This is a genomic window from Blautia sp. HCP3S3_D9 (assembly GCF_052063845.1).
Classification (GTDB): domain Bacteria; phylum Bacillota; class Clostridia; order Lachnospirales; family Lachnospiraceae; genus Blautia_A.
On record NZ_JBQHWS010000037.1, the window covers coordinates 1 to 21,859 of the forward strand.

Here is a 21,859-nt window from a genome sequence, read left to right on the forward strand (position 1 = left end):
TGGAAGGGAAAAAGAATAAACTGTAAACTGGCTGGATTCATGCATTGTTTGCGCCGGAAGGCAGGAACGACGAAAGGAGAGCATGCCGCCCGGCATGTTTGGAAGTTTGAAACATTAAAATACTCCAGTAAGGAAGTTATAGGGTTATACAAGGAAAAGAACAATTACTTTTAAGAAAATTGGAGGAAGTATTTTGAAGTTTTGATAATATACATAATGTAACTGTTTGAAATACAACAATAAGGCACATTCATATGAATGAAAAAAGTCCGTCGACCTTTAAAACCAGTAAATATAAGGACTTGCGGGTGATGAAGAGGAAAGAAAAATACAGATTAGAACAGAAAAGTGCTGAAATCTTACAAAAAAGACTGTCGACCGAGAATGAGAACTTTTTTAATCTGGTAAAAAGTCTGGAAATACTGGATTATATGGAAATAATAAGTGTCAGGCAGGAAAATAGGTCGACGGACTTTTTGAAAGAAAAATGGTTGAATTTCTGAAAAAAATATAATACTATATTAGTAATAGCAGGAAAAGACTGCTGTTGTACCGTACCTAAGAGGAATTGACACGAAACTCAGAGTTTGTCACTTTACCCTTATTGTTGCGTTGTACCGTACCTAAGAGGAATTGACACGATTACAGATTCAGGGCGTCTTCGGGTTTGCTAATTTTCTGTTGTACCGTACCTAAGAGGAATTGACACAGTACCGTCCATCCAAAGGACCTAATGCGAAGTGCTTGTTGTACCGTACCTAAGAGGAATTGACACACTTATGACAACCAAAAAACAATTATTGCACTCACTAATATTATGAACAGTTGTACCGTACCTAAGAGGAATTGACACCTTACAGATCGCAATCGTAGTTTGCAACGTTACCGTTGTACCGTACCTAAGAGGAATTGACACAGCTCCGGATATACATCCCAACCAAGTTTAGAGCGTTGTACCGTACCTAAGAGGAATTGACACTTATCTTTGATTTTTACAATTTGACCACATCCTTCATGTTTGTTGTACCGTACCTAAGAGGAATTGACACATTTAGAGGAATTTTTCCTCCTTTTTGATTTCAAGTTGTACCGTACCTAAGAGGAATTGACACGTTGCAACACCCGCGCATGCGGTTTGTTCATTTCACCAAGTGAATGGTTGTACCGCACCTAAGAGGAATTGACATGGGATAGGACGATCATAGTCGATCGTATAAGTAAGAAATATTTGAAAAAATGTTAAGAAGTCATTTTCTTATCCATATGTATAAGTGCAGCAGTAAAAAAGAATGTGGCATATGACTTAAACTATGTTTGTAAAGTGAAGTTTAAGGCTTTTGCATACTGGAGGTTAGAAGAAATGAAGAAAAAACAGAATGCAGATAAACTGAAAATATATAATGCAAGTCATGGAACGGAACGAAAATGGGTATTGGAAAAAGGGAATGTATGGACTCGACCTACTATGAGTATGGAATTAAAATCCCAATATCATAGAGAACGCAGCAAGAAAGAATTTAGAAAAAGGCTGGAAGAATATAAGGACTAAAAAAACTGCTTCAACAACACCTGTTAAGAGTGACATTGAAGCAGTAGTCATAAATCAGGAAGACTGTTTATTTGGGTTTAGTGCATCAACCCATTTCATGTAATACTTTAGTGAGAGAATGATGGCCTCCGGTTGATATTTAAGTTGGTCAGATGCATGATTCATTGTGTTTCGTACATCTTTCAGCGTTTTATGTAAAACGAGTAGTTGAAATAAAAGTTTTTCATCAGTTTTCCTGGAGATGATCACAGCATCAGGTAAATTGATTCGGGTTTTTCCTGAAATTTGCAATTTTTTTCTGGCAAGATTAATGCAGGCAGGTATTTGTGTGTCAATTGAGTGAAAGTTAATTTGTGAAAGATAATCAGTAAAGCCATCATATTTTTCATTGGTCATATTGTTAAAATCTTTATATCCCAGGAAAGGTTTGGGCTTAAAAGGGTTATTACTATTTCGGATAATTTTACCATTTTTGTTATATTCCTCGGTTTGAAAATTATATACAAAACCATTAAAAAAATCGTTGATATCAGTATTTACAACACCGTTTTTTTCGCCGGATTTTTGTGATTTGGTAGTATAATAAACAGTATATTTACCAGGATTTTTGACATCATGTTTTATCGTATATGAGGTGGTTACTTCATTATATGAAGTCCTGTTTTCGGTCCATGGAGAAGTATTTAATTTCAGAATCTTCCATTCCTCAAATAGTAACTTTGATATTCGGGATTCGATTAACGTGAGTGCCTGCTGATAGAATTTTTTCTTAATGCACCAGTTAATTTCGTCAACTACCGAATATTTGGATAATACTAGATTTTGATAATCTCTTTTGATATCATCTATGTAAATACTTAAATAAGGATCAGCATTTTTGTCAGCATGCTGCTGAAAATACTCCTGAAGACTTGTAAGACCTCGTTCAAATTCAGGAACGCAGCACCATTGAATACCGTTAGCTACTGTAGTGATTTTTGAGACAATGTCATTTTGAAAATGGTATTTGGATTTCTCTTTATAATATTCTGTTAATGTGTCTGCCCTTCCGCAGGTAATAAATTCATTGATACCCGAAACAAAATCGAATATTTTCATCTGTTCTGTCTCTGAAATGATTGGTTTAACCGGATTTTTATCTGTAAATGCAACAGAGTAGGCTTCTCTGACAGGAACCCCTTCAATTTTTAAAAGAGTAATAGTAGCTTCCAGGATCCGCTGGATACCTCGGAGTCCGCCATGTGTGTCCAGGTACAGATGTGGATTTTTGATATTTCGAATCGTTTTAACAACTTTTTGAATTCCCTCATATGGAGAGTCTATGGATATATTGATGGGGGTAAATAATTCATCGTTCTTCAAAAAAGGATTCATATAGTTGCGTACCTGATTCTGGAAATATTCTGCTGGAGAAATATCTTTGAGTTCTCCTTCCGGAGTCTGAATGGAGGCAATTTTCTGTGTAGTGTCATCTGTGCAGAGCATAATAATCCTATCAAGATTTTCACCATTTTGAGCCAGAAGTTCGTCCAGCATCTTGGGAATTGGATCCAGTTGATAACGTCCGGTAACTTCGCCTTTGCATCCACAAAAGTCATATGAAAATGTAGACTTTCTGATTACATTTTGAAAGGTACTTAAAGCAAGCAGGAGAACATTTGTATGGGCAGGTCTGTTGTCGAAACAATGTGTCTGTTTGTGTGTTTCGGATTCATTCTTGTTGTATATGTCATTGTCTGTTTTTGATTTGTTTGCAGAAAAATCTGTATCTGTATTGAAAGTATTTGATGTAGTTTCAGCAGTAAGCTGAGGTAGTAAGGATGTTGTTTTTTCTGTCTGTTCGGTTATTTTTGCCTGTTTACGTGACTGTACGATTTTTGAATATGGGACAAATGTAGAATCAATAGCTAAATCTTTTTTATAAGCAGCGGCACCATCTGTTTCCTCCATCTGTAATTCGATTCGTCGGATCAGATCTTCAACAAAAGAACTGTCTTTAAAATCGGCGGTTTTATAGATAGAATCAATATAATAAGCGATTTCATCCCGAAAGTCACTGGTAATGTTATATTTTCTGGAGCTAAGAACATTGAGAAACTGAGTAGTGATTTCTTTGGATCCAAGCTCTCCAAGGAGAATATGGCGTGGCAAAATCCGGTAAAAGAAATGTTCATCCTTTTTGAAGCGGGTCTCGACTATTTCGGAAGATGCGCATACAATTTTGATGATTTCCGGATGCTTTTCAAATTCGGAAATCAGGTGATCAGGATTTCCATGTGGAAGACAGGTTCTGAGAAGAAAAATATCACCAGAACGATTGACACATTGGCCAAGTGATTTTCTGGAAAAATCTTCTTCGTTAATCCATACCAAACGGTATTTTCCGGAAAATTGTGGAGCCATGAGTGCTTTGTCCAGAATTTCCAGAAAAAGTTCCTTTACTTTTTCATTGTCGTATTGTAAAAGAAGACCATAGGGAACAGATGCACGGGAGGTATTCGTCTGATTTTTTAAAAAATGGAAAAAACCAGAGAGAACATTTAAATCATGATCAGAAATACTTAACTGGTTATTGAAGTCAGAAATCAGATTTTGAACAAACATAACATTTTCTACCTTTCATAGGAATTCTGCGGATATCCCGTGAGATAAATTTTTACAGACGAGAATCTCGTGAGCAGGTTAAGTAAATTATAACAAAAACTATTTTTTTTACAAGAAGGATAGAAAATAATCAGATTTTTTATAAATTATGTAGTTACAGCCCGGGAAAACAGAAGTATAATTAAACTATAACAGGAAAGGGAATGAAATAATAATGGGAGGATTTGTTAATTGCTCAAATCATCCATCAGGAGGATGGTTAAAGGCACAGAAAGATGCAGCCGAAAAGTATGGAATAATTACAGATATTCCATTTCCGGCAGTTAGGTGTAATCTGACAGATCAGCAGATGGAGGATCTGGCTGAGCAGATGACAGCAAAAATAATGGAAATGCAGCCTGAAGCGGTTATGTGTATGGGCGAATTTGTACTTTGCTTCAGAATCGTGCAGAAATTAAAGGCAAAGGGAATTCGGGTACTGGCCAGTTGTTCGGAACGAAAGGCAGTAGAACATTTGAAGGAAGATGGAACGATTCGGAAAGAGTCAATATTTACTTTCAACGGTTTTCGGGAATATTAAAAGAGGAAATTAAATGAGAGAAGAATTGTATGATCAGCAGGTTCTGGCTATGTATGATGTCAGGGGAATACAGAATTATATTTTTAAAAGTAATGCGGCAAAAGAGATCATTGGTGCATCTGTGTTGGTGGAGGCCATTATTACAGATGGATTAAATGCATACATAAAAAATAATGCAAAGAATCAGGAACAATATTTAACAGACTGGAAGAATGATGATCCAAAGGTGTTTCTGGAAAATCCGGAGATAGAAATGCAGGTTATGTTTGTTGGCGGAGGAAATGCATATGTTCTTTTTCGAAGAGGGGAAGAATGCCGAAACGTGAACAGATTTCTGGCGAAATATGTTCTTGAAAGAACGTATTCTTTGAATCTTGCTGTTGCAGTTGTGAAAAAGACTAATGCATATGATCATGATTATGCGGAAATCAATGAGGAAATGCGTCGGATTAAGGCATTCATGCCATCAACCCAGCCGACAGGGGCACTTCCATTTATGGAAGCTGATTCAATTACAGGATATCCGCTGACAAGATTTGAAGAAAAGACAAAAACTTATTACTGTACAGAAGCTTACCTTAAAAGAAAAAGTTTTCCGCGAAATGAGAATGAGGAGATATTTGATAATATGGTGACTGAAAAAGGAGATAACAGTACTCTGGCAGTGTGTCATATTGATGGAAACAGTATGGGCATCCGTATCAGGAATGAGATGCAGAATGTAACCGCTTATGAAGAGGCAATTCCTAAAATGCGTGGTCTTTCTCAGGAGATATCAGCAGTTTTTGGAAATACTTTTATTAATATGACAAAATATATGGATGAATTGACACCAAAGGTAAAGGAAAACATAAAAACCAGATTGTATCGTAAAATTGTGGTAGCAGGAGATGATATTACTTTTGTGTGCAATGCCAAACTGGCTATACCGGCAGTAAGATATTTTCTGGAACATTTAGGCGGTGAAGGAGAAGATGATGTCATCTATAGTGCATGCGGTGGCATTGCATATTTTAACAGTCATTTTCCTTTCTCAGATGCATATCAGGTAGCGGAAGCCTGTTGTGACACTGCAAAGTCACGCGCAAAAAAGGAAGAAAACAGAGGTAAATCCGGATTTGTAGGAAATTTCTTTGACTATCAGATATGTACGAATATCCGTGCGGCAGATTTGGAAGAATATCGGGACAGGCATTATAGTTCGGATCAGGGTACTATTATAGCACGTCCATACTTTGTGTCAGGGGTGGAAGATGAAGAAGAATTTAAAAATAAAAATGGTAAATATAGCGTAGAAAAACTGATTTACTGGAGTAAATATTTTACTATGTATATGCCAAGAAACAAGGCGAAGCATCTTAGAAATGTTATCCCGATGGGAACCAATGAGCTGGAAAAGGAGATATCTTTTCTGGAATCCAGAGGATATACAGAACTGACAGATCATTCAGGAATGAAAGAAGCAACTACACTGAACGATGATGAATACCGGATTTGGTATGATGCACTGGAAATTATGGATTTGTATGTGGAGGAGAGTTCACATGAAGATAACAATTAAACTATTAAGTGATTTGTGTACAGCTTCCGGTGAAACACATAATAGTATGGTAGATACAGATATTGTCTACGATGAGTATGGGATACCATATATTCCGGCAAAAAGAATCAAAGGCTGTATTCGGGAGGCTGCCCTTGAAATGATGGAAATGGGGCTGATAGAGCAATTGCAGTACCTGAAAATCTTTGGAAAAGAGGGAAATCAGAGATCAGGCTTTTCATTATCCAATGCATATATCCAGGATTATGATAAGACAGTACAGGTACTTCGGGCTTTACGTTCTTCAAAAGCAAAAGGTCTTTCGTTACAGCAAAATGTATTGAATGAGTATACGGATACCAGGACACAGACTGCAATTGATCTGGAAACAGGTGTTGCAGATAAAAATTCTCTGAGAACCATAAGAGTAGCCAGAAAAGGGCTTATATTAGAGGCCGATTGCAGTATTATAAATCCGGAAAATTTTAAGGTTTTACAGCAGGCTGTTTCACTGGTGAAACACATGGGAGTATCCAGAAGCAGGGGACTTGGATTGGTGGATATGAGGTTAGATAAAATATCTCACAGTGAGAGACCTCATGTGAAAGTCAATAAAGCTCAATTAAAGGAATATAATAAACTTCGATATGAGATTCATCTGAAATCGGCGATGATCTGCAAGTCAGCACAGGGGAATCAGGCTGTGACTGAGGACTATATTACAGGCAGCAAAGTACTGGGTGTAATTGCAGAATTACTGGGATCAGAAAAATATCGGGAAATAATGTCGGAGAGAGATGAATTGATCGCTTCCAATGCATATATAGCATATGAAGGTAAACGGTGTATTCCTGGCCGCAGTTCTTTACAGAAGAAAAAGGATCAGTCATGGACGTCGGATGGAATGATGGATGTCTGGGATATGCTTTATGAGGAAAGCAGAAAAGCAACTGCAGGCATTCAGATGACGCCTGCTAATATTGATTATATAAGTACAGATGGCAGAAAGGTGGATGTGGAGACGGAAATCAGCTATCATCATCAGAGACCGGAAAATAAGTCTGTCGGACGCGCAACGGGAAAGAATGATGGTTCCGGTTTTTATCAGCTTTGCAGTATTCGGGCGGGACAAACTTTTTCAGGATATATTTATGCGAATAAGCATCAGGCAGAAGTGATTCTGGATGCGCTGGAACGTGCCGGAGAGATTCGGATGGGATATGGCAGAAGCAGCGAATTTGGTGCAGTAGATCTGGTTGTTGATGAGATTGCCGAAGACAAAGTAAATGATGTTACAAAGGCAGGACAATATGAATCGGATAAATATGTACATGATGCGGTGATTACGCTTGTATCAGATGCTATTCTTTATAATGAGCATGGGATACCGACAACAGAGATCAGTGAATTTGTAAAATATTTGTGTAAGGTGCTTCGGGTTGAAGATATAGAACTGGCAAATGGTGTAAGTCCATATCTGAAATTTGCTACAACAGGTGGTTTTAATGTAACCTGGGGAAAAAGAAAACCAATTCATCAGACCTTAGGAAAGGGAAGCACATTTATGATACATTCAGATATAGGAATGTGTATGGAAGATTTAAAAGATATTTTTGTGGGGGAGCGTGTATCTGAAGGTTTTGGTGAAATATTGGCAGAGAAACAAAGGGATGCAAAAATTTTGGTCAGAAAACCAGAAAGCAGGGACAAATCAGCCAATGTAGCTTTGGATGATTCTGAAGAAATTGTTCAGAAATTGTTACTGGCAGAGTTTGGACGTCGTATGCAGGGGACTGTAAGAACCTGTGTGAAGGAAAAATCCAAGTTTTATGAACAAAACAAAAATGGATTGAATGCTGCAATCGCAAAGCTTCGTGGTATCTATAGGGATGTACCTGATTATCAGGAAATGTTAAGTCAGGTAGAAGGCATTGAAAAAGATGATAAGAATAAATTATGTACAGAAATTGTCAGAAATGTAAATCCGGATCAGATTAAAAAGATGATAGAGCAGGAAATGCTGGAAGAGTATGGGATGAGAGTAGTCCTTCCGTGGTCAGATTCACAGCTTTATAAACAGACATACCGCGCCTATATTACAGAATTAAAATATTTTGTGAAAAAGCTGGAAGATCATAGTAGAAAAGTTCAGGAGGGAGGAGAAGAAAATGGCAGAAAATTGTAAGGTTATCAAGCGTGAAGTTCTGTATGTGCAGGTTCAGGTGACTTCTCCGCTCAGTGTGTCTTCCGGAGATAATGAATGGACTGACAGTGATGTGCTCAGAGATGCGGACGGAAATCCATTTGTTACAGGAAATTCTCTTGCAGGAGCCATGCGTGCGTATCTTGGAAAAAAGAAGGATGACAAAGATTGCTTCATGGGATTTACAGGAAAAGATGCAGATGGAAATGACGATGGAAAAATGAGTTCTCTTTTTGTTTCAGATATGTGTTTTGATGGTAAATATATATCTGGCATGCGGGATGGAGTAGCATTGAATGGCAGTAAAGTTGCTGTGGATGGCAGTAAGTTTGATATGGAAATCATTGAAGCTATGGCAACTGCACATTTCTATATGGAACTGACAATCAGAGAACAGGATGATGAACAGCAGATACATCACGAGTTGAAACAAATTTTCCGGGGAATTGATGAAGGAGAAATTTGCCTGGGAGGTAAGAAAACAAGAGGATTTGGAAGATTTCGCCTGTTATCAGTAAAACATCAGACTTATGATAAGACCAATTTTCTGGAATATGCGAAGTCCTATAAAAAGGATATTTGGAAAATGAAACCAGATTGCCGGAATCAGTGGCTGGATGATTCTGAAGTACCATCCAAAATGATTCACATTGATGTTCCTCTCAGAATGAGAGGAGGTATCAGCATTCGTCGTTATGCATCCAAAAAAGGGGAGCCGGATTTTGTACATATTACAGATCATGGTGTGCCGATTATTCCGGGCAGCAGTCTGGCAGGAGCTTTGCGGCACAGGATAGTAACGATACTGTTGGACATGAAAATGGCAGGAATAAAACTTCCGGAGAATATCAATGAGCTGGTTGATATTGCATTTGGGTATGTTCACGGAGATAATGCCTGTGCATCCAATATTATTATTGGTGAGACAGAGATTAAAAATGCACGTCCACTGACAATGGTGAGAACAGGTGTCAGTCGATTTGAATCAGCTGTAAAACAAGGGACGCTGTATAAAGAAAAAACATATGTGGATGGAAACCTGAATGTTCATATTATGGTTCGTAAATCTGAGCATCCGGCAGATGAAAAGTGGATCTTGGGATTGTTGCTTCTGGCAATTAAAGATTTACAGAATGGATTACTGGCAGTGGGTGGTCAAACGGCTATTGGCCGAGGAATTTTCGAAAAACAGGGACCAATTGTGATAGACGGAAAAGAAGGCATCGAAGATGCTGTGATTGGAGAATTGTTAAAAAATATGGCAGAGAAGGGAGAAGTGTGCTGATGAATTTATGTAATGCACCAGACAGTGGAATCATGTATGCACTTTATACAGATAGAGTTATATATGAGACATACAGGAAAGAACAACTTCCTTCAGAAGATGAGTTGATGAAAAATCTGTTGGAACTGCATCTTTTTGATACGGAGAAGGAATATCGTTATATCAAAATGCGAGACTGTGAAGTGGAAACATGTGTGACAGATGAATTGATACCACATGATGATTCTTATATTGAATGTATCTACACAACCGGATCAAAAACAACGCCGGTGTATGGCCGGATTGAAGTCATAAATTATATTTGTTATGATGAAAATGATCTGATGAAAATTCCAGACTACAGGCTGAAAGAGGTGAAGGCATAGTGGCAGATATAAATCAGAAAAATTATTCCAATAGATTTGTGAATCCTTATAATTTTATCCATTTACCCGAAAAAAAGGCGATGGCATATGGAGAGACAGATAGACACACAGGCGTAATCCATTATACAATTACGACAAAAACGCCTCTGTTTGTTCCGAATTCAAGTTCGGAGACTGCTTTTAAGGAGTCAGATGATACCCCAGATCACAAATCTTATGATTTTTTTTCCTATACAGAACTTGACGGAAAAAAACGGTATGAAGGGAAAGAGAATTATCATGTACCGGTTATACCTGGAAGCGAAATGAGAGGTGTAGTTCGTAACGTTTATGAGACATTAACGGATTCTTGCATGGGATTATTAAATGAAGCGACATATCCGGTGAAAAGAAGTCCGGCCAGATTTGAACATGGTCTGATTTATAGAGACGCGGAACGAAACTATCATTTATATAAGGCAAGTTCACAGGCTGAAGGTACATCAGATAATCCCCAATATGAAATGCCACCGGCGGGTTATGAGAAAAAGCATAATGGCGATATGATTAAGGATGCTTATCTTTTAAAATGGGGTATGGGCGGTGCCGGTAAAAAGAAAAAGAAACATTATCATCTTTTATCTCCTCAGAGTGAAATCAAAAGTGTTGTGCTTACTCATGATATGATTAAGAGTAAACTGTCAGCAATAGTCTCTTCCTATCTGGATCAGCCAGAATTAAAAAAGAAAAGTAAAGAGAAAAATAAAATAGCCTATGAAGAATATCTGGAGGATTTGGAAAGATTTCTTGCAAGTGATTCAGAAGGATATTTTCCAGTAACATATTCTATGCTGCGTCCGGGTGACCAAAATGTATATCTGGCACCGGCAAATTATTCAAAAGAAATATCACAGTATAATCTTGGAACATTGTCAGGTGAGTTTGCACCGTGTAAGAATGTTTATTGTCCTGCATGTGATTTGTTTGGACATGTAGGTGAAACAGGACAGGGATCAAAAATCAGATTTTCAGATCTGTATGTTGAGGAAAAAAAAGATGCTGTGGATTACTATGCATGTGACAAAATCACACTGGAGGCATTGGGAGAACCAAAACTTGGGAACACAGATTTCTATCTGACAAAGCCTGCAGGGAATGCCACATTCTGGACGTATGATTATTATGTGTGTGGTAATCGACTAAAGGTTGCAATGGGGCAGATTCGAGGCAGGAAATACTACTGGCATCATCAAAAAGTTAATATGTTTAAAGTTAAACCGGATCGACTCAATAAAACTATACGACCGGTAAGAAAAGGTATTACTTTTACCGGAGAATTGTATTTTGAAGGAATATCTGAAAAACAGTTGAAGCAGCTTGTCTGGATTATGAACAGTGGTACAGAAAAATTAGGTTTGAAACTTGGAGGTGCAAAACCGCTGGGATACGGTAGCATTTCCTGTAGAGTAAATTCTGTTGAAGAAAGAACGATATCTATAGAGTCGAACCAATTGGTGTATAAACTGGAAAGTAAAGAATACAATGCCGTAAATTATGAAAATGCAGAATTTAGTACAACTGTTAAGGAGGAATTTTATAAAATAGCAGGTTTGGAAAGTATTTCTGAAGATATAGAAATCACATATCCAAAGGAGATCGTACAAAAAAATCAGGCGATTGAAAAAGGATATCAGTGGTTTGTAGGAAATCATAAAAATCCTAAGATTGGTTTTCCTAAAAAAAGAGAAGATGCTTACATTGTTGCTGCATTGCCTGAGATTTTGGATAAAGATATTACCATGAAATATTCTGAGTCAGCATATAAAGATAGCAAATATAATAACAAAGACGGAAAAGGCATTAATATGCAGAGAGGCAGTAATCAAAAGTGTAGGAATAATGATGGGAATCGAAGACCATCAGGAAAAAAACATTATTAGAAGGTTATTATAATTATGCAGTTAATGATTTATATTAATTTAGAAAGTCCTCTCATATTGCCTGTAAATTATAATCATATATTGCAGGCTGTTATCTATCAGGGGATTGGAAAAGCCTCAGATTTTGGGAATTTTATGCATGAGGAAGGGTATTACCTGGGACAGCGGCAGTATAAGATGTTTCAGTTTAGCCAGCTTTCTGGTAAATATTCTATAAAGAATAATCAAATTGTTTTCAGAAATCAGGTTTCTTTTGAAGTACGAAGTCTGGATTCGGTTTTTCTGCGTTTACTGGGAGAAAGTTTCTGGAGATATGGAATTACATTTGGCAGTCAAAAATATGGAGACATACAGATGGAATTGTATGATTATACGGTGGAGGACAATGAGCTTTTAATACGAATGAAGTCTCCGATAACGGTATATTCTACAGAGGAAGAGACTGGCAGAACATACTATTTTGATCCGGAGGAGTCTTTGTTCTATCAGAGTATAAATGGAAATTTTTTCAGAAAATATCAGGCGTATTATGGGGTTCCACCAATATCAGATATTCAAATGAATCTTTGTGATAATAAAGTTCCGAGGAAGATTGTAACAAAGTATAAAGGGATTTATATTACAGGATGGCTTGGAAATTATAAAATAAGTGGGGAACGAAAGTATCTGGATTTTTTGTATCAGACAGGGCTTGGCGCAAAAAATTCACAGGGCTTTGGAATGTTTTCAATATTATAATGAGAGGTGTATAAAATGAAAAAAACTATTATTTGCAGTATTTCAATGAAAGAAAATATCGATCAGGTTGTTTATTCAAGTAAGGATAAATCGCTTCCGGTATCAGAAAGGAAAGTTCGCTATCCAATTTGTGCATTTCTTGAGAAAACAATGGAATCGGACGATGAACTTGAAGTTATTATTCTGGTCAAAAAAGATAAAAAAGATTACTACAAGAGAAATATAGCATTTTTTAAAGAAGAATTAGAAGCAGTAAACAAAGAGATTGGGGCTGCTATTGAGTACAAGATTATAGACTCTGAATTTGAAGAACATCAGACAGTACATGAACAGCTTCTGAAGGATATAGTAGCTCAGATTTCAGACGATTCTCATATTTATGTTGATATCACTTATGGTCCGAAAGATCTACCGATTATATTATTTACAACACTTAGTTTCGCAGAGAAATTTTTAAACTGCACTGTAGAAAACATTGTTTATGGTCAGGCTGATTTTGAAAATGGACGGGCAGTCAATACCAGAATTTGCGATATGGTTCCGTTATATTGCCTGAGTTCTATCACAAATACTATTGAATGTACCGATTCAGATAAGGCAAGAAGCATGTTGAACTTACTTTTAACTTTTTGATTTGGAGGTAGGTGAAAATATGTATACAAAAAGTGATAAAATAATAGGATATGAGCGGCTGATCAATGAATCACCGATATTTTCTTTGGATAAAAAAACAGAAAAGATAGCCTTTATAAAAGAACGTACGAGAATGATAGAGCATCTGTATAAATATCTGCTTTCAATTAGCAAAAAATATGAACCGTATGGATATGAGATTACAGAAGTTGCAAGTCATTGTATTGAAAGATTTGACAGTACGAAAGGAGAATTTCTTCATTATTTTAATTTTGTGTGGAAAAGGAAATATTCTTATATACAACTTAAGAAATATCAGGATAATACATATGGGGGATTACATATCTCTGAAAATGATATGCGAAATGTTTACAAGTACACTAAACTTGTAGAAAAATTAGGGAAAGGTTATGAATTAGAGAAATTATATCTCAAATTATCCGAAGCAATGCAGCTCCCAGTTGATAAGATTAGGGAGCTTGCACGATTAGCAAATGTTCGTGTTGTAGGCGATACTGTCAAAAATGATGAAGGGGAAGAAGAAAGTATCTGGGGTTCTATCTCAGACGGTGTTGATATTGAAAAAATGTTTATAGAGGCAGAAGATAAAGAAGAACTTCTGGATAAAATTGAAAAAACATTTAATTCATTGCAAAAGAGACAGAAACCTATTGTTTCTGATATAATGACAACAAAGTTGTGGCTAGATTTGGAGGAAATAGAGAAAAAATATTCTTTTATTAGTAAAGATGCGATAGAAGAATGGAAAAAAAGTGGTGTTTTGCCAACTCAAAGAGAGATAGCAAAAAAGAACAATCGTGAGGAAACAAGCGTTAGTAGGACAGTAAAAGATTTTCAGAAAAAATTAAAAGAAGAACTATAATATTATAACAGAGGATCCGAAGCATATCGGATCCTCAATTTTTTTGTTTTTTTAAATTTGCTTTCAAAAAGGTTAAGTAGGAGAGAACATTCTACTATCTATAAGTATAAGAAATAAACATAGGTAAACAGACAGGGAGGAAAATGTTTATGAAGAAAGTAAAATAAGCTGAGAAAAATTGCTGTGTTCAAGCTATTTATATAGCATATAGAATTTACTGAGATTAAGGGAGAATCAAAAAATGAAACGAGTTCTGGTAAAATCAGTGTATTCTGCATTTGATTACGTAATGGAACATTATTATCCAGAGGGATTGGAAGCAAATGCGGAACGTAAAGATACATATGCAGTTATTTCTATTCAGGATACTCACACAGGAGGATTTGGATTTATTTTTTCAGAAAATAATTTTTGCAAAGGGGTACTGACTCTATATTTTGATGATATTGTAAAAGAAGTACCGGGAGCTGTGCTTTTTGATGATGAAATGGCAGAAAAAATTATTTCATTCATAATTGAGCATGAAATGGTAGATACACTTCTGGTACACTGTTATGCCGGTCAGTCCCGTTCTCGTGCAGTGGGGGCTTTTGCAGTAAAAATGTCAGGTGGTGACAACTCCAGATATTACAAAGGTGCAATTCCAAATCAATATGTTTATGATGTTCTGGAGGCAGCCTGGATCAGACATATATTTCAGAATAACGCTTGATTTCAAGGAGGTATCGAAATGAAAGTTAATACGTTTACAATATACATGGAAGAACCGCATTTTTTAACTATTGAACAAATGCAGAGTATTCATGGGGAATTAGTGGCAGAAATTGAAAAAGATTCAGATGCAATCGAGTTGTATGAAGAACTGATTGCTGTTGCTACAAGATATGCTGCAATCCGGGCAGGATGGCAGCAGTTATCCAGAGAAGAAAAAATGGATCGTGACTCATCTAGAACATTCTGTCATAATTCTGTTATTACGCATTTTAATATGCTTGCTAGATATCTTAAAATGCAAGGAAAACCAGCCAAGTGGAGAGATCAGCTTGGATATGAGGAAGATGACAAGTACTTCCGAAAAACAATAGGAGATTTTGGATGTTACCTTGTATTTATAAACAGTCTGTGCGCAAGGTAGGATGTTAAGTGATAAGTATATGAAAAAAGCAAAGTTTGTCCTGTAAAAATGTTAAGCGAAAGTGCGTATTCCGTTATATATAAATATAACAGATAAACGCAGGTAAACAGACAGGAGGAAAAACCTATGTGGAATTACGAGTGCAACGAAACTGAGATAATGAATCTGAGAGATTCAATGGAAGGCGTAGTACGAAAACAGAACAGCTCTGGTTTATACATTGATTTGAAAACAAATTCAGATCTGACTGACGGGACAGAGCACACGATTCCAGTATTTGGTTATTGGACTGGAAGAGTGCCTGAAGGGACGAAAGTTTTCTGCTCAATCAAACGTTGGGCAAGAGAAAACAGGAAGATTTTGGTAAATGTAGATTCTATAGCTTATGAAAGTGATATGAAGAGGGCTGCATAAGAAATAAACAGAACCTTAAAATCCGAATGATAAAAAGTGCACTATTAACCGTTTAATGTTTTATGAGAGGAGACATGTTTATGGAGACATTGAAAAGAAACCTGATAAATCTGGGAAAGGGTTTTATTGTTTGGTTTATACTTTTGCTTCTTAATACACGCAGTAATGAAACTGCTGTAAATGGTATCAAAATTTTGTTAGACGTGATACTTGCTTCAATGATCATAAGTGAAAATCGTACAGGAAGACGTATTGCTCTTTTGACGACAGCGTTAACAATATTGATAACAATTTTGCAGATGCCAAGTGGAGTGGAAATAATCTCGCTGATAGGATTATCATTATTTTCTCTTTGGCTTTTAAAGAAGTTTCCAGACGACAGAAGTTTAGATGATAATCTCAACTATGAAGATTCTACTGCCATTATTGTAAATGAAGATGTGGTATGGAAAGCCAAAAACGTATTTAATCCGTTTGAGTATTATACTTACTCCCCAGATAATGGAGTCTGTATCCGTAAAGGGATTTTAAGAAGATCTTATAGTACAATTCCAACGACTACTACGCGAGTTGAGATAACACAATTTATATGGCAAAGAATATTTGGACTGTGTGAAGTTACCTTTGTAAGTGATTTTAGCGGACAAAAATTCGGTGATAAAAGTATGAAAAATGTTCGTTTAAAGGCAGCGGGTGAGTTAATGAGAATGTTGTGATACAGTGCAAAAAAATGTTAAGTACATATAATAGATTCTCTATATATAACTATGAGAAGTCTTGAACTTATATTAAAGGATTATGAATGAAAGGTGGATGTATATGAAAACAAATATGTATTCCATTGAAATTGCAAATATTGTAAAGCAGTTTCTGACAGAGGATAGCTGGAATTTTTCTTTTGATGAGGAACATGGGATTTTTAAGTTTGGATTGAGAATAAAAGGAAAGATTCATAGCCTTAAGTATTTTATTAGTATTAGAACAAATGAAATTATTGTTTATGGCATTTGTCCAATTGGTGTAGATGAAGAAGACAATAAAATGATGATGGAGATGGCAGAATTTCTCCACAGAGTCAATTGGGGATTAAGAAATGGATGTTTTGAATTTGATTTCAGAGATGGTGAGATTAGATTCAGAAGTTATATTGATTGTGATAAAACACTTCCTTCGATAGAAAGTATAAAGAATAGCATTTTCTGTACCGCTGCCATGTTTGAAAAATATGGCGCTGGTATTACATCAATTATTTTTGCTGAAGGTTATGCACAAGAAGCCATTGCAATGTGTGAGAAGAAATATGAGGAAGAACTTTACAGTATACTTTCTGAAATAGGAGATTCAGATTTAGCTGCAATGATGACACGTCAGGCAGAGATCACAGAAGAGGGGGCTGATGGTGAGAAGTTACCTTCAGAAGAAATCCCGAAAGTACATATGGATCTGTTTGGCGAAAAGAAAACGGAGGTGGAGTAATGAACGTTTTAGTTAAAAGTTCAAGTGGTATTACGCAGGTATCTGCTGATTCGAAATTATTATCACAAAGAAAAGTATTCATAGAAGGAGAAATTTCTTCAGAATCTGCATGTGAATTTATTAAAAAGATATTGATTCTTAATGAAGAAGATACTGATAAGCCTATAGATGTTCTGATTAACAGTCCAGGCGGAGAGATTAATTCCGGGATGGCAATCTATGATGTGATTCAGGCAAGTAAAGCTCCGATCAGGATGTTCTGCATTGGAAGGGCTTACAGTATGGGGGCAGTATTATTTTCCAGTGGAAATCACGGGCGATATATGCTTCCACACTCAGAACTAATGCTTCATGAACCGTTGCTTGGAAATCGGGTGAGTGGGAACAGTTCATCGATTCAATCAATTTCGGAGAGCTTGTTGGAAACAAAACGAAGGATGAATCAGATACTTGCCAGACATACCGGAAAAAGTGAAGAAGAAGTTGAGAAGGCAACCAGTTATGATCATTACTACAGTCCGGAAGAAAGTAGAGAGTTTGGTCTTTGTGATGAGATTGTTGACTTCAATAAAATTATGGAGAATTGAGATATGGAGAAAGAGCGAATGATTTTGGGCGAAGGTTGTTTTTACAGTATGGATTGTAATGAGACCGGATTAAATAACAATATTATTGTCTGCGGAGGCAGTGGAAGTGGTAAGACTATGTCTATTTCAGAACCACGATTGCTGGAAACCAAAACATCAAGTCTGGTAGCTACTGTGACGAAGAGACGTATCGTAAAAAAATATCAACCCTTGTTTAAAGAGAGAGGATATGAAATTCTTGATTTAAACTATGTAAATCCCCTTGAAAGTAACTGCGCCTACGATCCTTTGGAGTATGTGGAAAGTTACCATGATATAACGTTTCTTGCAGAATCAATCGTGAAAGCTGACCCACATAAGGAAAAGTCAAATGCTGATCCATATTGGGATAAAGCCGCCATCTCTCTTTTATCGGCTTTAATCGCATATATACTTATGACGAAGGAAAACGCAACATTTGTAGATGTTCTTAAATTACTTGACAGTCTTGAAGTTGACAATCAGGGAGAGACTATCAGAACATCTCTTGATTCGAGATTTGAATACATTGCCTCAAAAAAACCTGGATGTTTTGCCGTATCCTGCTATAAGTCTTTTTCCTGTCTTCCAGCCCGAACGGCGGGATGTGTTTATGGAACATTGAATACAACCATTGATACAATTTTTACCCCTGATCTTAGAAAAATGCTGGTAAAGAAGAAAAAAATAGATTTTAAGAAAATGGCATCGAAAAAAACAATTCTTTTTGTGACTACTAGCGCTGTGAATCCAACACTCAATTGTTTCGTCAATATGTTTTATGCACAGATATTTAAGCAGCTTTTTGAGTATGCGGAACAATGCCCGAACGGTATGCTTCCGGTTCCGGTACATGTTTTGTGCGATGATTTCGCAACAGGAAGCCGTATTTTAAACTTTACAGAATATATCAGTATTTTTCGTGAAAAAAGAATATCGGTTACTTTGTTGCTGCAATCAGAAAGTCAGCTTGAACAAATGTATGGTTCAGGAAATGCAACGACAATTATAAATAACTGTGATTCGTATATTTATCTTGGCGGTATGGATTTGAAAACTGCCCAGAATATGAGTTTGCGCCTGAATAGGCCGCTTGAGGATATACTTTACATGCCAATCGGTCAGGAAGTGGTTATAAGACGTGGACAACGTCCGATTATTACCAGAAGATATGACATACAGAAGAATGAACTATATCAGGAGATAACAAAAGAATACAACAGACAATTGAAAGCTGCAGAGAGAGAAAGAACAAATAGAAATTTATCAACATTGAAGGAGGATGAAAAATGAGTTTTGAGTATAAGCCAGTATCTTTGGAGGAATATAACCAGACACTTAGAGATTCTGTAAATGCATATTATACACATGCAATGAACGATCCCAATATGAGTAACGAAGATGCCCTTAAATCAACGGGTGAAATGGCCGAACAGTATCTTGATGCAGTTCAGGAGTTTCAAGAAACTCAGGAAATGGGGAGTATTGAAACAACTAATGAAGATGTGTCAATCGCTGATAATGGTTTGGATAGCGTTGATGATAGTATGGATATTTAAGAAGGAGATTTGATTTATGCATAAGTCGGAATATAGTTCAATTGATTCTACGAATGGAAATGTGAGCTGGAAGGGTCCACTTTCCGTGGAAAAAAGTGATCATTCGGGAATGCCGAGGCGCACGGATGCATATCTGCCAGGTTATGAAAAAGGTCATGTAAATGCATCTTCGCTCGCGGGTGATAACAGCAAAGCGAATGTTGTTCCTCAACACAAAGATTTAAACCATGGAGGTTACCTTTCTGTTGAGAGGGGTGAGCGTAATGCCTTACAGAATGGTGCTGATATTTATTCAGAAAAAACAGCGATTGTTGACAGCCAGCCTGGAAATATACCGTCAACATTTATAGTTAATGATACGGTTACATATGTAGATGGCCATTCAGAAAATATTTATAATTCGTTTACAAATGAAAGTAATGCCAGTCAGGTCGAATGGAATAATATGTCTTCGTCCTTACCAGATACATTTGATGCACCGAATCCAGAAGATCATCTGAGGGATTTAATGGGAGTTGAAGAATATGCAGACTTAATGGAGGAAACGGATGCAGCACTTTTTAATCTGACAGCAGATTATGCTCCTTCTGATTTCTCGGGTGATCCGTATGCTATCAGTGAAAATGAGACTGATATTGCTGATAGCATCTCAGATAATTCAGTCGATGATGGTGGGATTGATGAAGATTGTGATGGTGTCGATGGCGGCATGGATATTTAGGAGGAAAGTATATGTCATTTGATTTTGGACAGAAACGAATTGGAGCAGGCAGCAACCAGCAAAGAAACAGTGGTATGTATACAAAGACTATTTTAGGACAGAGTGTCGGAGAAGCTTCAGTTCCGGTATGGACTGCTGATAAATCACAGAATCCTTTTGTGCTATTTCAGGATCCAAAGACACAGAAACTTTTCGGCGTCAGTAAGGATATGTTGGCGTATGGTCTTCTGGCAATTGGCGCACCGGGTACTGGTAAGACTAATTTTTTTAACATGACATTGGATCGTATGATTTCTACAATGCAGTCTACGGATGTGATTGTTATTTTTGATACAAAGGGAGATTATCTGGAAACTTTTGGTCATAGGATTCCGGACGAGGAAAAAGTCATAATCGGTAATGGTGAGGTATATCGCACAATTACTTCTTATCACAACGTTTTTGCAGAAGTAATGCCACGGGGATTGGACAGAAAACTGGTTTACACGATGGAAAGTGATGAGGATGCTCTGAATCTTTGTGAACAGCTGTTTCAGTCCATGAACAGTACAACACAGCCGATATTTCCGGCCATGGCAGAGCAGGTGGTTGCGGCAGTCATGATTTATTATATGAGAACATATTGGCGTTTTGACCAGTCAAAATTGAATAACAAGGAACTTATCAACTTTTTTACACACTGTACCAATGAGAACCTGAAGAAGATTCTTAGCCTGAATTATATGTCAGATCAACGCAATTGCATTGACTATATCTCAGGAAATGGAAATCAGACGCAGGGTGTTAACAGTTACATTGGATCTGTGCTGAAGAAGATGTTTGTGGGACCATTCGCTCAGGCAAATCCTGAAAGAGAGTTTTCCATGAGGGACATCATGGGTAGTGGAAAGAAAAAAGTAGTTTTTATTGAATATGATCTCCGTAAAGGTCAGCTTCTTGCACCTATGTACGCTATTCTTATTGATCGAGCTCTTGCTAATGCATTAGGTGGAAGACAGCAAGTGAAAACCAATAAGTATTTTCTTTTGGATGAGATGCTTCTTCTTCCAAAACTTGATCATTTGTCAGATGGTCTCAATTTTGGACGTTCACTGGGAGTCAAGGTGATGTGTGGCCTCCAGAACATCTGTGGTCTTGAGGAGCAGTATGGAGAAGCTGGAGCTAAAAATATTTTATCTTCGTTCCAGAACATGGTTGCGTTCAGAACTAATGATTATGATACCCGGCAGTTTGTGATCAATCGTCTTGGTGAGAATTATCAGAATTTCAGTCTTTCCGCACAACAGGCAAATCTCAATATTCAAAGGGCAGGCCACACAGTAGAAGACTGGAATATTCTTAAGTTGAAGAATGGAGAAGCAGTGGTGTCACTGGCAGGAGAAGATCCATTTCTGTTTACAATGCCACTATACAGATAATTAATTGCATCGGAAGTATCTGGCAGAAAGGAACAGGTAAGGTTATAAGTAATAAAGGAGCTTCTTGATATGGATTACCTACTCTTTTCCGGAGAGTAGAGTTGGCCTTTGTCCAACAGACCAAAGAGCAGACGTATAAATTTACGGGAAGTCAACGCGAGTGCTCGTTTATGTTGATGAGTTCTGGTTTCGACATATTTCTTGCCATAGAAGGCTTTGTATGCAAATATTT

22 protein-coding genes and 1 CRISPR repeat array are annotated in these 21,859 nt (G+C 36.9%); of the genes, 21 read left to right on the forward strand and 1 reads right to left on the reverse strand.

Annotated elements, in window-relative coordinates:
* Positions 1–546: 546 nt before the first annotated feature.
* Positions 547–1,187: a CRISPR direct-repeat array (repeat unit 29 nt; unit sequence GTTGTACCGTACCTAAGAGGAATTGACAC).
* Positions 1,188–1,360: 173 nt separating this feature from the next.
* Entirely contained in the window at positions 1,361–1,549 is a 189-nt protein-coding gene (locus ACTNES_RS09105) for a hypothetical protein (RefSeq protein WP_368208273.1), read from the forward strand.
* A gap of 54 nt (positions 1,550–1,603) precedes the next feature.
* Here the strand turns inward: ACTNES_RS09105 and ACTNES_RS09110 are convergent, their stop codons facing one another.
* Positions 1,604–3,700 carry a TM1812 family CRISPR-associated protein gene (locus tag ACTNES_RS09110; protein ID WP_441039144.1) on the reverse strand — a complete coding sequence of 699 codons (2,097 nt, stop codon included), beginning with the start codon at positions 3,698–3,700 and terminating at the stop codon, positions 1,604–1,606.
* On the opposite strand from ACTNES_RS09110, the gene ACTNES_RS09115 reads away from it, so the two are divergent.
* The 20 genes from ACTNES_RS09115 to ACTNES_RS09210 all read left to right on the forward strand — a co-directional run bounded on the left by ACTNES_RS09115 (position 3,689) and on the right by ACTNES_RS09210 (position 21,627).
* The gene (locus tag ACTNES_RS09115; RefSeq protein WP_271740061.1) at positions 3,689–3,886 is read left to right on the forward strand and encodes a hypothetical protein; all 198 of its coding nucleotides are present in this window, start codon (positions 3,689–3,691) and stop codon (positions 3,884–3,886) included. The genes ACTNES_RS09110 and ACTNES_RS09115 overlap by 12 nt on opposite strands.
* 481 nt (positions 3,887–4,367) lie before the next feature.
* The gene (locus ACTNES_RS09120) at positions 4,368–4,733 is read left to right on the forward strand and encodes a hypothetical protein (protein ID WP_271740064.1); all 366 of its coding nucleotides are present in this window, start codon (positions 4,368–4,370) and stop codon (positions 4,731–4,733) included.
* Positions 4,734–4,746: 13 nt separating this feature from the next.
* Positions 4,747–6,294, forward strand: coding sequence for a hypothetical protein (locus tag ACTNES_RS09125; protein WP_441039145.1), 1,548 nt, complete (start codon positions 4,747–4,749; stop codon positions 6,292–6,294).
* Positions 6,278–8,458, forward strand: a complete 2,181-nt coding sequence (locus ACTNES_RS09130) for an RAMP superfamily CRISPR-associated protein (protein WP_441039146.1) — start codon at positions 6,278–6,280, stop codon at positions 8,456–8,458. The genes ACTNES_RS09125 and ACTNES_RS09130 overlap by 17 nt, the downstream gene beginning before the upstream one ends.
* The gene (locus ACTNES_RS09135; RefSeq protein WP_441039147.1) at positions 8,442–9,761 is read left to right on the forward strand and encodes an RAMP superfamily CRISPR-associated protein; all 1,320 of its coding nucleotides are present in this window, start codon (positions 8,442–8,444) and stop codon (positions 9,759–9,761) included. Before ACTNES_RS09130 ends, ACTNES_RS09135 begins: the two co-directional genes overlap by 17 nt.
* The gene (locus ACTNES_RS09140; protein ID WP_271740071.1) at positions 9,761–10,126 is read left to right on the forward strand and encodes a hypothetical protein; all 366 of its coding nucleotides are present in this window, start codon (positions 9,761–9,763) and stop codon (positions 10,124–10,126) included. The genes ACTNES_RS09135 and ACTNES_RS09140 overlap by 1 nt, the downstream gene beginning before the upstream one ends.
* Positions 10,126–12,045, forward strand: coding sequence for a TIGR03986 family type III CRISPR-associated RAMP protein (locus ACTNES_RS09145; RefSeq protein WP_441039148.1), 1,920 nt, complete (start codon positions 10,126–10,128; stop codon positions 12,043–12,045). The genes ACTNES_RS09140 and ACTNES_RS09145 overlap by 1 nt, the downstream gene beginning before the upstream one ends.
* Before the next feature lie 15 nt (positions 12,046–12,060).
* Positions 12,061–12,783, forward strand: a complete 723-nt coding sequence (cas6, locus tag ACTNES_RS09150) for a CRISPR-associated endoribonuclease Cas6 (protein WP_441039149.1) — start codon at positions 12,061–12,063, stop codon at positions 12,781–12,783.
* A 15-nt stretch (positions 12,784–12,798) separates the two neighbouring features.
* Complete coding sequence (locus ACTNES_RS09155) at positions 12,799–13,416, forward strand: TM1812 family CRISPR-associated protein (protein WP_368208266.1); 618 nt, start codon at positions 12,799–12,801, stop codon at positions 13,414–13,416.
* Positions 13,417–13,435: 19 nt separating this feature from the next.
* On the forward strand, positions 13,436–14,299 hold the full coding sequence (locus ACTNES_RS09160; RefSeq protein WP_441039150.1) for a hypothetical protein: 864 nt from the start codon (positions 13,436–13,438) through the stop codon (positions 14,297–14,299).
* Between the two features lie 241 nt (positions 14,300–14,540).
* Positions 14,541–15,011, forward strand: coding sequence for a hypothetical protein (locus ACTNES_RS09165; protein WP_441039151.1), 471 nt, complete (start codon positions 14,541–14,543; stop codon positions 15,009–15,011).
* Between the two features lie 18 nt (positions 15,012–15,029).
* Positions 15,030–15,434: a hypothetical protein gene (locus ACTNES_RS09170; protein WP_441039152.1), complete on the forward strand. Its 405-nt coding sequence runs from the start codon at positions 15,030–15,032 to the stop codon at positions 15,432–15,434.
* A gap of 126 nt (positions 15,435–15,560) precedes the next feature.
* Positions 15,561–15,848, forward strand: coding sequence for a hypothetical protein (locus tag ACTNES_RS09175; protein WP_117844331.1), 288 nt, complete (start codon positions 15,561–15,563; stop codon positions 15,846–15,848).
* 80 nt (positions 15,849–15,928) lie between these two features.
* The gene (locus ACTNES_RS09180; RefSeq protein ID WP_441039153.1) at positions 15,929–16,564 is read left to right on the forward strand and encodes a PH domain-containing protein; all 636 of its coding nucleotides are present in this window, start codon (positions 15,929–15,931) and stop codon (positions 16,562–16,564) included.
* Between the two features lie 103 nt (positions 16,565–16,667).
* The gene (locus tag ACTNES_RS09185) at positions 16,668–17,324 is read left to right on the forward strand and encodes a YbjN domain-containing protein (RefSeq protein ID WP_441039154.1); all 657 of its coding nucleotides are present in this window, start codon (positions 16,668–16,670) and stop codon (positions 17,322–17,324) included.
* Positions 17,324–17,911 carry a ClpP family protease gene (locus ACTNES_RS09190; protein ID WP_195382759.1) on the forward strand — a complete coding sequence of 196 codons (588 nt, stop codon included), beginning with the start codon at positions 17,324–17,326 and terminating at the stop codon, positions 17,909–17,911. Before ACTNES_RS09185 ends, ACTNES_RS09190 begins: the two co-directional genes overlap by 1 nt.
* A gap of 3 nt (positions 17,912–17,914) precedes the next feature.
* Positions 17,915–19,222: a VirD4-like conjugal transfer protein, CD1115 family gene (locus tag ACTNES_RS09195; RefSeq protein ID WP_441039155.1), complete on the forward strand. Its 1,308-nt coding sequence runs from the start codon at positions 17,915–17,917 to the stop codon at positions 19,220–19,222.
* Positions 19,219–19,488: a hypothetical protein gene (locus ACTNES_RS09200; RefSeq protein WP_441039156.1), complete on the forward strand. Its 270-nt coding sequence runs from the start codon at positions 19,219–19,221 to the stop codon at positions 19,486–19,488. Before ACTNES_RS09195 ends, ACTNES_RS09200 begins: the two co-directional genes overlap by 4 nt.
* Before the next feature lie 16 nt (positions 19,489–19,504).
* Entirely contained in the window at positions 19,505–20,209 is a 705-nt protein-coding gene (locus tag ACTNES_RS09205; RefSeq protein WP_441039157.1) for a DNA/RNA non-specific endonuclease, read from the forward strand.
* Positions 20,210–20,220: 11 nt separating this feature from the next.
* Positions 20,221–21,627 (forward strand): type IV secretory system conjugative DNA transfer family protein, encoded by a 1,407-nt coding sequence (locus ACTNES_RS09210; protein ID WP_441039158.1) that lies wholly within the window; start codon positions 20,221–20,223, stop codon positions 21,625–21,627.
* Positions 21,628–21,859: the final 232 nt, after the last annotated feature.

Excerpts from the sequence above, each read along its gene's own strand:
- ACTNES_RS09135 (WP_441039147.1), top strand. The coding sequence starts at position 8,442 with ATGGCAGAAAATTGTAAGGTTATCAAGCGTGAAGTTCTGTATGTGCAG.
- ACTNES_RS09115 (WP_271740061.1), top strand. The coding sequence starts at position 3,689 with ATGGCGTGGCAAAATCCGGTAAAAGAAATGTTCATCCTTTTTGAAGCG.
- ACTNES_RS09210 (WP_441039158.1), top strand. The coding sequence starts at position 20,221 with ATGTCATTTGATTTTGGACAGAAACGAATTGGAGCAGGCAGCAACCAG.
- ACTNES_RS09205 (WP_441039157.1), top strand. The coding sequence starts at position 19,505 with ATGCATAAGTCGGAATATAGTTCAATTGATTCTACGAATGGAAATGTG.
- ACTNES_RS09140 (WP_271740071.1), top strand. The coding sequence starts at position 9,761 with ATGAATTTATGTAATGCACCAGACAGTGGAATCATGTATGCACTTTAT.
- ACTNES_RS09180 (WP_441039153.1), top strand. The coding sequence starts at position 15,929 with ATGGAGACATTGAAAAGAAACCTGATAAATCTGGGAAAGGGTTTTATT.
- ACTNES_RS09175 (WP_117844331.1), top strand. The coding sequence starts at position 15,561 with ATGTGGAATTACGAGTGCAACGAAACTGAGATAATGAATCTGAGAGAT.
- ACTNES_RS09120 (WP_271740064.1), top strand. The coding sequence starts at position 4,368 with ATGGGAGGATTTGTTAATTGCTCAAATCATCCATCAGGAGGATGGTTA.
- ACTNES_RS09165 (WP_441039151.1), top strand. The coding sequence starts at position 14,541 with ATGAAACGAGTTCTGGTAAAATCAGTGTATTCTGCATTTGATTACGTA.
- ACTNES_RS09170 (WP_441039152.1), top strand. The coding sequence starts at position 15,030 with ATGAAAGTTAATACGTTTACAATATACATGGAAGAACCGCATTTTTTA.
- ACTNES_RS09185 (WP_441039154.1), top strand. The coding sequence starts at position 16,668 with ATGAAAACAAATATGTATTCCATTGAAATTGCAAATATTGTAAAGCAG.
- ACTNES_RS09125 (WP_441039145.1), top strand. The coding sequence starts at position 4,747 with ATGAGAGAAGAATTGTATGATCAGCAGGTTCTGGCTATGTATGATGTC.
- ACTNES_RS09200 (WP_441039156.1), top strand. The coding sequence starts at position 19,219 with ATGAGTTTTGAGTATAAGCCAGTATCTTTGGAGGAATATAACCAGACA.
- cas6 (WP_441039149.1), top strand. The coding sequence starts at position 12,061 with ATGCAGTTAATGATTTATATTAATTTAGAAAGTCCTCTCATATTGCCT.
- ACTNES_RS09130 (WP_441039146.1), top strand. The coding sequence starts at position 6,278 with ATGAAGATAACAATTAAACTATTAAGTGATTTGTGTACAGCTTCCGGT.
- ACTNES_RS09155 (WP_368208266.1), top strand. The coding sequence starts at position 12,799 with ATGAAAAAAACTATTATTTGCAGTATTTCAATGAAAGAAAATATCGAT.
- ACTNES_RS09105 (WP_368208273.1), top strand. The coding sequence starts at position 1,361 with ATGAAGAAAAAACAGAATGCAGATAAACTGAAAATATATAATGCAAGT.
- ACTNES_RS09195 (WP_441039155.1), top strand. The coding sequence starts at position 17,915 with ATGGAGAAAGAGCGAATGATTTTGGGCGAAGGTTGTTTTTACAGTATG.
- ACTNES_RS09190 (WP_195382759.1), top strand. The coding sequence starts at position 17,324 with ATGAACGTTTTAGTTAAAAGTTCAAGTGGTATTACGCAGGTATCTGCT.
- ACTNES_RS09160 (WP_441039150.1), top strand. The coding sequence starts at position 13,436 with ATGTATACAAAAAGTGATAAAATAATAGGATATGAGCGGCTGATCAAT.